The sequence below is a fragment of the Saccharomonospora iraqiensis subsp. paurometabolica YIM 90007 genome (assembly GCF_000231035.2).
Classification (GTDB): Bacteria; Actinomycetota; Actinomycetes; order Mycobacteriales; family Pseudonocardiaceae; genus Saccharomonospora; species Saccharomonospora paurometabolica.
Map to the genome: position 1 here is coordinate 47,955 of NZ_KI912215.1, position 7,332 is coordinate 55,286.

General features: G+C 73.1%; 9 protein-coding genes. 4 read left to right on the plus strand and 5 right to left on the minus strand.

Going from position 1 to position 7,332, the window contains the following annotated elements; all coding sequences use genetic code 11:
• On the plus strand, positions 1-230 hold a 230-nt coding region (locus tag SACPADRAFT_RS25970), incomplete at its 5' end, for a creatininase family protein (RefSeq protein WP_040924025.1).
• 39 nt (positions 231-269) lie between these two features.
• On the opposite strand, the gene SACPADRAFT_RS0206620 is transcribed toward SACPADRAFT_RS25970, so the two are convergent.
• Together SACPADRAFT_RS0206620 and SACPADRAFT_RS0206625 are read right to left on the minus strand one after the other, a co-directional pair.
• The gene (locus SACPADRAFT_RS0206620) at positions 270-1,565 is read right to left on the minus strand and encodes an NAD(P)/FAD-dependent oxidoreductase (protein WP_007025716.1); all 1,296 of its coding nucleotides are present in this window, start codon (positions 1,563-1,565) and stop codon (positions 270-272) included.
• Between the two features lie 9 nt (positions 1,566-1,574).
• Positions 1,575-1,814: a DUF6480 family protein gene (locus tag SACPADRAFT_RS0206625; protein ID WP_007025717.1), complete on the minus strand. Its 240-nt coding sequence runs from the start codon at positions 1,812-1,814 to the stop codon at positions 1,575-1,577.
• A gap of 144 nt (positions 1,815-1,958) precedes the next feature.
• On the opposite strand from SACPADRAFT_RS0206625, the gene SACPADRAFT_RS0206630 reads away from it, so the two are divergent.
• Positions 1,959-2,147: a hypothetical protein gene (locus SACPADRAFT_RS0206630; protein WP_007025718.1), complete on the plus strand. Its 189-nt coding sequence runs from the start codon at positions 1,959-1,961 to the stop codon at positions 2,145-2,147.
• Between the two features lie 140 nt (positions 2,148-2,287).
• Here SACPADRAFT_RS0206630 and SACPADRAFT_RS32345 read toward each other — a convergent pair whose 3' ends face one another.
• Positions 2,288-2,437, minus strand: coding sequence for a hypothetical protein (locus tag SACPADRAFT_RS32345; protein ID WP_007025719.1), 150 nt, complete (start codon positions 2,435-2,437; stop codon positions 2,288-2,290).
• A gap of 189 nt (positions 2,438-2,626) precedes the next feature.
• Here SACPADRAFT_RS32345 and SACPADRAFT_RS0206640 point away from each other — a divergent pair, with 189 nt between their 5' ends.
• Together SACPADRAFT_RS0206640 and SACPADRAFT_RS0206645 are read left to right on the plus strand one after the other, a co-directional pair.
• Positions 2,627-4,012 (plus strand): FAD-binding oxidoreductase, encoded by a 1,386-nt coding sequence (locus tag SACPADRAFT_RS0206640; protein ID WP_007025720.1) that lies wholly within the window; start codon positions 2,627-2,629, stop codon positions 4,010-4,012.
• 220 nt (positions 4,013-4,232) lie between these two features.
• Positions 4,233-5,456 (plus strand): SAM-dependent methyltransferase, encoded by a 1,224-nt coding sequence (locus SACPADRAFT_RS0206645; protein ID WP_051442399.1) that lies wholly within the window; start codon positions 4,233-4,235, stop codon positions 5,454-5,456.
• Positions 5,457-5,512: 56 nt separating this feature from the next.
• Here SACPADRAFT_RS0206645 and SACPADRAFT_RS0206650 read toward each other — a convergent pair whose 3' ends face one another.
• On the minus strand, positions 5,513-6,919 hold the full coding sequence (locus SACPADRAFT_RS0206650) for a pyridoxal phosphate-dependent decarboxylase family protein (protein WP_007025722.1): 1,407 nt from the start codon (positions 6,917-6,919) through the stop codon (positions 5,513-5,515).
• Positions 6,920-7,006: 87 nt separating this feature from the next.
• On the minus strand, positions 7,007-7,332 hold a 326-nt coding region (locus SACPADRAFT_RS25975), incomplete at its 5' end, for a helix-turn-helix transcriptional regulator (RefSeq protein WP_007025723.1).

The window sequence follows — 7,332 nt, forward strand, 5'->3', positions numbered from 1 at the left end:
TGCTGCTGCGGCTGCGGCCCGCCGACGTCCGGCTCGCGCGGGCGGAGCCGGGCAACACGGCCCCGGTCGACCGGCTGTGGGACACGCTGGTGCGGGACGGTGTTCGCGCGGTGAGCGCGAACGGGGTCCTCGGCGACCCCACCGGCGCCGACGCCGAGGAGGGCGAACGGCAGTTGCGCGCCTGGGCCGACGACCTCCGCGCCGCGGTGCGGTCCCGGTTCGGCGGCTGACCACCGCACCGGGACGGCGGCACCCGCCTCCCACCGCGCTCAGTCGGTGCGGGCGGCCTCCTCGAACGCGCCCCGCGGCTGTTCCCGGGAGCCGAAGTTGACGACGTCGTGCCCGAACGGCATCCCGACGAGCCAGTCGCCCAGCACCCGCACGGTGCGGTTCCACGTCGGGATCTGGGTGGCGTAGTAGGCCCGGCGCAGCGTCCAGGCCAGCGAGCCGTTCACCTTGCGGCCCAGCACCTCGCCCACCGCCTTGTTCTTGCCCAGCGTGACGAACTCGCCGCGGCTGTTGTACCGGAACGGTTTCACCGAGCGCCCGCGCACCGTGTACAGCAGGTTGTCGCCGAGCTGCTGGGCCTGCCGTACCGCGTGCTGGGCGGTCGGCGGGCAGGTGCCGCCCTTCTCCGGGTCCGGGACGGCCGCACAGTCCCCGGCCGACCAGATGTTCGGGTGCCCGTTGACCCGCATGGTGTCGTCGACCACGAGCCTGCCCCGGTCGTCGACGGGCAGACCGAGCTGCCCCACGATCGTGTGCGGCCGGGTGCCCGCCACCCAGACCAGGGTGTCGGCCTCGAACTTGGTGCCGTCGGACAGCGCCAGCACCCCGTCCTCGGCGGACTCCAGCAGGGTGTTCAGCCGGATGTCGATGCCGCGCGCGGTCAGCTCGGTGGTCGCCAGCTCGGCCAGGTCGGGGGTGACCGTGCCGAGGATCCGGTCGACGGCCTCCACCAGGACCCAGCGCATCTCGGTGCGGTCGATCTCCGGAAAGCCCTCCAGCACGTCAACCGCCATGTCCTGCAACTCGGCGACGGCCTCGACGCCGGTGTAGCCGCCGCCGACGAACACGAACGTCAGGGCACGGCGGCGCAGCTCGGGATCGTCACTGGCCGCCGCGATCTCCAGCTGGCCCAGCACCCGGTCGCGCATGTGCGCGGCCTCGGCCAGCGAGTTGAAGCCGATGCCGTGCTCGGCCAGACCGGGGATGGGCAGCAGTTTCGAGGTGGCGCCGAGCCCCAGCACGAGCTCGTCGTACTCCAGCGTCAACGGGGGCCCGGCCGTGGGCTCCACGGTGGCGGTGCGGCGGTCGGTGTCGATACCGGTGAGCGTGCCCGCGATGAACCGGGTCCCCCGCAGCACCGCCCGCAGCGGCACCACGGCGTGGCGCGGTTCGAGCGTTCCGGAGGCCACCTCCGGCAGCAACGGCCGGTAGACCATGAAGTTCTCCGGGTTGACCACCGTCACCTCGGCCTCACCGGGCCGCAGACACTGCTGCAGCCGCAGCGCCGTGTAGAGGCCGACATAGCCGCCTCCGACGATCACAATCCGTTTCGGCACACGGACCTCCTAGCCACCGTTGACGAGGTAGACGATCAGATAGGCGAGGAAGAAGCCCGCGACCAGCACGACCGCCAGCACGATCGTCACCACCCACGCCACCGACATCGCCTTCGACTGCCGTGGTTCGCGGTGCGTGGTCGCGGACGTCTGCGCGGAATCCGGTGGTGTCTCCCCAGGGGGAACACCACCGCCCTCCTCGAGACCCGGCGTGTCCCGCGGGTCGGGGTCCGGACCTTGCGCGGTCATGGCTCCTCCCGTACACCGCGGTCACTACCGGATCCCGCGTCGCATACCCGGAACGAGCGACGGTCAACCCGGTGTTTCACCCGTGTGGCGCACGGGTAGGCAGTCACGACGGACGTGTGCGACCCGGTGAGAGGAGCCGCGCGGATGCACCGCGACAGCGACACCCACAGCCCCCGCGAGGACGACGAGCTCAAGGCCGAGATGCAGGGCATGCTCAAGGGCAACCGCCCGAGCCGGGCCGAGGAGTGGCGCGACCCGGAGCCGCCCGCCGACGACGACCCCGCCGTCGCCGGCTTCGGCGAGGAGATGGAGGAGGGCCGGGAAGGCCGGTGAGCCGCCCGGACCGACAGGCCGGGCGGTACGACACCGGTGGACGGCACGGGAACCACCGAGGGCCGACGGTGCGGGACGGATCCCCGAGGCGGATCCGCCCCGACCGTCGGCCCTCGCCGTGTGCGCGGTCCCCGGGGTGCTCACTCCCGCCCGCGCACGATGGTCGGTTCCAACTCGTCGTCCTCGTCGAACACGGCGACCCGTCCGACACCGGATGCGGTGCCCAGGGTGGTGCCGGCCTCTCCGGACTCGGCGTGGTCCAGCGTCGCCGGGTCGGGGTCGTACTGCATCGGGATCTCCTTTCGACGGCCGGATGATCTTGATATACCCGGCGGGGGAGACGAAAAACACACCGAATCCCCCTCTCGATGGGTTGAAAATCGGTCAAGTCACCGACGTCGCCGTGCGCTTCGCGGGAAACGGGTGAAACTCCGTCCGTCGCCTGGCACCACGTCCCGTCCCGCCCGATCATTGACGGCATGGTGCTTCACGACCGGGCGCTCGAGATCCCCGCTCCGACCGACGACGGGCACCGGGCCCGGCTGGCGGCGCTGCGCGCGCGACTGGCCACCGTGGGAACGGACTCGCCGGTACGACTGGGGAAACGGACCTCGAACCTGTTCCGTCCCCGTGCCCGCGCCGCGGGGCCCCGGCTCGACGTCTCCGGCTTCACGCACGTGCTGCACGTGGACCCGGTCTCCCGCACCGCGGACGTCGAGGGGATGGTCACCTACGAGGACCTGGTGGACGCGACCCTCCCGCACGGGCTGATGCCGCTGGTCGTGCCGCAGCTGAAGACCATCACGGTGGGCGGGGCGGTCACCGGGCTCGGGATCGAGTCGTCCTCGTTCCGGGCCGGCATGCCGCACGAGTCGGTCCTGGAGATGGAGATCCTCACCGGGGACGGGCGGATCGTCCTCGCCCGGCCGGACAACGAGCACCGCGACCTGTTCTTCGGCTTCCCCAACTCCTACGGAACCCTCGGCTACGCGCTCCGGCTGACGATCGAGCTCCAACCCGTCAAGCCGTACGTGCGCCTGCGGCACGTCCGGCACAGCGACCCGCGCACGTACTTCGCCGAACTGGACCGCGTCTGCCGCGACGGGGCCGCCGACTTCGTGGACGGCACAATCTTCTCCCCGCACGAGATGTATCTGACGCTGGGCACGTTCACCGACGAGGCCCCGGAGACCAGCGACTACACCTGGCTGGACATCTACTACACCTCGATCCGCAGGCGGGACATCGACTACCTGCACACCCGCGACTACCTCTGGCGCTGGGACACCGACTGGTTCTGGTGCTCCGGGGCCCTCGGGGTGCAGCACCGGCCCGTGCGGCTGCTGGTCGGCCCGCGCAGGCTGCGCTCGGACGTGTACCACCGGATCGTGTCGTTCGAGCGGCGGCACCGTGTGCTGGACCGTGCGCGCGGACTGTTGCGCAGACCCCCGCGCGAGATGGTGGTGCAGGACGTGGAGGTCCCCGTGCGGTCCGCCGCCGAGTTCCTCGACTTCTTCCACCGGGAGATCCCGATCAGCCCGGTGTGGGTGTGCCCCGTCCGGCAGCGCCACCCCGACCGGCAGTGGCCGCTGTATCAGCTGGACCCGGACACGTTGTACGTCAACTTCGGGTTCTGGGCGAGCGTGCCCGCCGGCGGGGACCGGCCGCCGGGCACGCACAACCGGAGGATCGAGGACACGGTGACCGCACTGGGCGGGCGCAAGTCGCTGTACTCGGAGAGTTTCTACGACGAGCGGACCTTCTGGCACCTCTACAACGGCACGGCCTACGCGGACCTGAAGGACCGCTACGACCCGCGGCGACGGCTGCTGGATCTGTACGACAAGTGCGTCAGGGCGAGATGACGCGCCCGGTGGGACGGGCGCGCGGAGGGGAAGGTGAGCCACGGTGGGCGAATTCGGACCCGGCACCACGACGGCACAGGGGGCCCGGAACCGCACGCACGGCACGGACACGGCCACGGATGCGGCCACGTCCGCACCGGACGGGCACCGGACCGCGGGCCCGCGCGGTCGTGGTCGGCGACCGCGCGGCGGTGACCCGCTCGCGCCCGTACTCGCGCGCGTGTTCGGCGACGGGGAGCGGGTCGCGGTCCGGGCCTTCGACGGCACGGTCCTCGGGGATCCCGAAGGGTCGCCCCGCATCGAGGTGCGGTCCCCGCTGGCGCTGAGCTACCTGCTGTCCGCGCCCGGCGAGCTCGGGCTGGCCCGCGCCTACGTCACCGGGCACCTCGACGTCGTCGGCGACCTGCGCGACGTGCTGGCCGAGGTCCTCGACCTGGTGGACGGTCTGGACACCGGCGCCAAGCTCGCGGTGCTGACCGAGCTCGGCCCGCGCTATCTGCGGCCGGTCGCGGTGCCGCCGGAGGAGGCACCCGGCCGGATCCGGCGGGGGCTGCGCGGCCTGCGGCACTCCCGGAGCCGGGACAGCACCGCGATCTCGCGGCACTACGACGTGTCGAACCGGTTCTACGAACTGGTGCTCGGCCCGTCGATGGCCTACACCTGCGCCTGCTTCCCCTCCGGGGAGGCGAGCCTGGAGCAGGCCCAGTTCCACAAGTTCGACCTGGCGTGCCGCAAACTCGGCCTGCGGCCGGGGATGCGGCTGCTCGACGTCGGCTGCGGCTGGGGCGGCATGGTCGCGCACGCCGCCGAGCACTACGGCGTCGAGGCGCTGGGCGTGACATTGTCCCGCGAACAGGCCGACTGGGGCCGCGAACACCTCCGCGCGCGGGGCCTGGACGGGCGCGCCCGGGTGGTGCACGGCGACTACCGCGACGTGGCCGAGGCCGGCTTCGACGCCGTGGCCTCCATCGGGCTCACCGAGCACATCGGCGCCCGCAACCTGCCCGCGTACTTCCGGTTCCTCGCCGCCCGGCTGCGCGCGGGCGGGCGGCTGCTCAACCACTGCATCACCCGCCCCACCACCCGGGACCCGCACCGCACCGGCCCGTTCATCGACCGCTACGTCTTCCCCGACGGGGAGCTGGAGGGGGTCGGCACGCTCGTCTCGGCGATGCAGGACCACGGCTTCGAGGTGCGGCACGAGGAGAACCTGCGGGAGCACTACGCGCGCACCCTCGCGGCGTGGTGCGCGAACCTGGCCGAGCACTGGACGGAGGCGGTGGCCGAGGCCGGTGTCCGCCGCGCGCGGGTGTGGGCGCTGTACATGGCCGCCTCCCGACTGTCCTTCGAGCGCCGCGGCATCGAGCTGCACCAGGTGCTCGGGGTGAAGACGGATGCCTCCGGCTCCTCGGGGATGCCCCTGCGCCCGGACTGGGGCGTGTGAGGCGCGCGCCGACCGCAACCGACCGCACCGCACACCCCCGTGTCCCGGGGCACCGGTCAGGGCAGGCGGCCCTCGATGCCGTTCCGGATCAGCTCCACCGCGTCGTCGACGTGCGCGCGGCCGGTGCGGTGGCTGAGCACGCACATCCGCAGGGTGTTGCGCCCGTCCAGCCGGGTGCTGGAGAGGAAGATCCGGCCGGTGGCGTTGAGCCGGGCCAGCAGCGCCCGGTTCGCCTCGTCCCGGGCCTGCCCGGTGGCCCCTCCGCCCGGCGCGCGGAAGTTCAGCACGGTCAGGTCCGGACGCAGCGGCACGTCCGCGAACTCCCGCAGCCGCCGGTCGGCGTGGGCGGCCAGGTCGAGCTTGTCGTCCAGGGCCGCGCGGAACGCGGCGACGCCGTGCAGGTGCAGCGGCAGCCACAGGCGCAGGCCCCGGAAATCGCGGGTCAGTTCCACCCCGAGGTCGGCGAAGTCCGGCGCGGTGCCGTCGTCGTCGACGTCCTGGAGGTAGTCCGCCGTCGCGGCGTGCGCGGCGCGCAGCGCCTCGGTGTCGCGCACCAGCAGCGCGCCGGTGCCGTACTGCAGGAACAGGCTCTTGTGCGGGTCGAGGGTGAGGGAGTCCGCCCGCTCGATGCCGCGCAGGATGTGGCGGCCGCGGTCGGTGAGCACGAAGCCGCCGCCGTAGGCGGCGTCCACGTGGAACCACAGCTGTTCGTCGGCGGCGAGCCGGGCCAGCTCGGGCAGCGGGTCGACGGTCCCGGTGCTGGTCGCGCCCGCCGTGCCCACCAGCAGGAACGGCCGGTTCCCCGCCGCCCGGTCGGCCGCCACGGCCTCCCGCGCGGCCTCCGGGTCCATGCGGTGTTCGGCGGTGGTGGGCACGGTGCGGATCTGCCCGGGGTTCAGCCCGGCGATCCGGGCGGCCTTGGCCACGCAGTGGTGGGTGTGCGTGGTGACGTACAGGGTGAGCTTCTCGAGCGGGGCGCCCGCGCGCACGGCCCGCTCCCGGGCGGCGACCAGGGCCGACAGCGTCGCCGTGGAGGCGCCGCTGGTGAGCAGGCCGCCCGAGCCCGCGGGCAGGCCGAACTCGTCGCACAGCCAGCGCAGGACGCTGCGCTCCAGGGCCACCAGGCCGGGGGCCATCGCGCTGACACCGGTGAACCGGTTGACCGTCTGCGCGAGCAGTTCGGCCACGGCCGAGGAGAACAGGCCCCCGGAGGGGAAGTAGGCGAAGTAGTGGCCGCTCGCGGTCTCCACGGCGCGTGCGGCCGCGTCCGAGACGGTGGCCAGCAGCGCGTCGAACTCACCCGGCTGTTCACCGGGTGGGGCGTGCAGCCCGGAGGGCACCACGTCCGGCCCGGACACGGGGGCGTGGGGCAGGGAGTCGAGGAAGTCGGACACGAACGAGCTCGCCGCCGCCATGGTCTTGGCGACGTCGTCCCGGTCGGGGTCGAGGTCGGATCGCAACACGGCCGTGAGGCTAGGCCGGGCGGCGGAGGCGGTCTTGTACGTTGTTGCGCCCGTCCCCGCCCCGTGTCCGGCACAGCTTGGCCACCCTCACGGACCGGCGCGCCCCCGGGCGTAGGCACCGGGTGGGACGCCGACGACGCGGCGGAAGTGCCGGGACAGGTGCGCCTGGTCGGTGAACCCGACCGCCGCGGCGACCTCGGCGGGGCGGTGTCCGGCGTCCAGCAGCCGCTTGGCCGTGCGGACGCGCTCCTGGGTGAGGTAGGTGTGCGGCGGCAGCCCGAACCGCGCGCGGAAGCCGCGCAGCAGGGCGTAGCGGCTCAGCCCGGTCTCGCGGGCGAGCTCGGTCAGGCTCGGCGGGTCGGCCAGGCTGCCGACCAGCATCTCCCGCACGAGTTCGGCGCGGCGCCGGTCCG

What these genes read in the sequence shown, in the direction of transcription:
- SACPADRAFT_RS0206625 (WP_007025717.1), bottom strand. Translation starts at nt 1,814, where the DNA reads ATGACCGCGCAAGGTCCGGACCCCGACCCGCGGGACACGCCGGGTCTC.
- SACPADRAFT_RS0206630 (WP_007025718.1), top strand. Translation starts at nt 1,959, where the DNA reads ATGCACCGCGACAGCGACACCCACAGCCCCCGCGAGGACGACGAGCTC.
- SACPADRAFT_RS32345 (WP_007025719.1), bottom strand. Translation starts at nt 2,437, where the DNA reads ATGCAGTACGACCCCGACCCGGCGACGCTGGACCACGCCGAGTCCGGA.
- SACPADRAFT_RS0206640 (WP_007025720.1), top strand. Translation starts at nt 2,627, where the DNA reads ATGGTGCTTCACGACCGGGCGCTCGAGATCCCCGCTCCGACCGACGAC.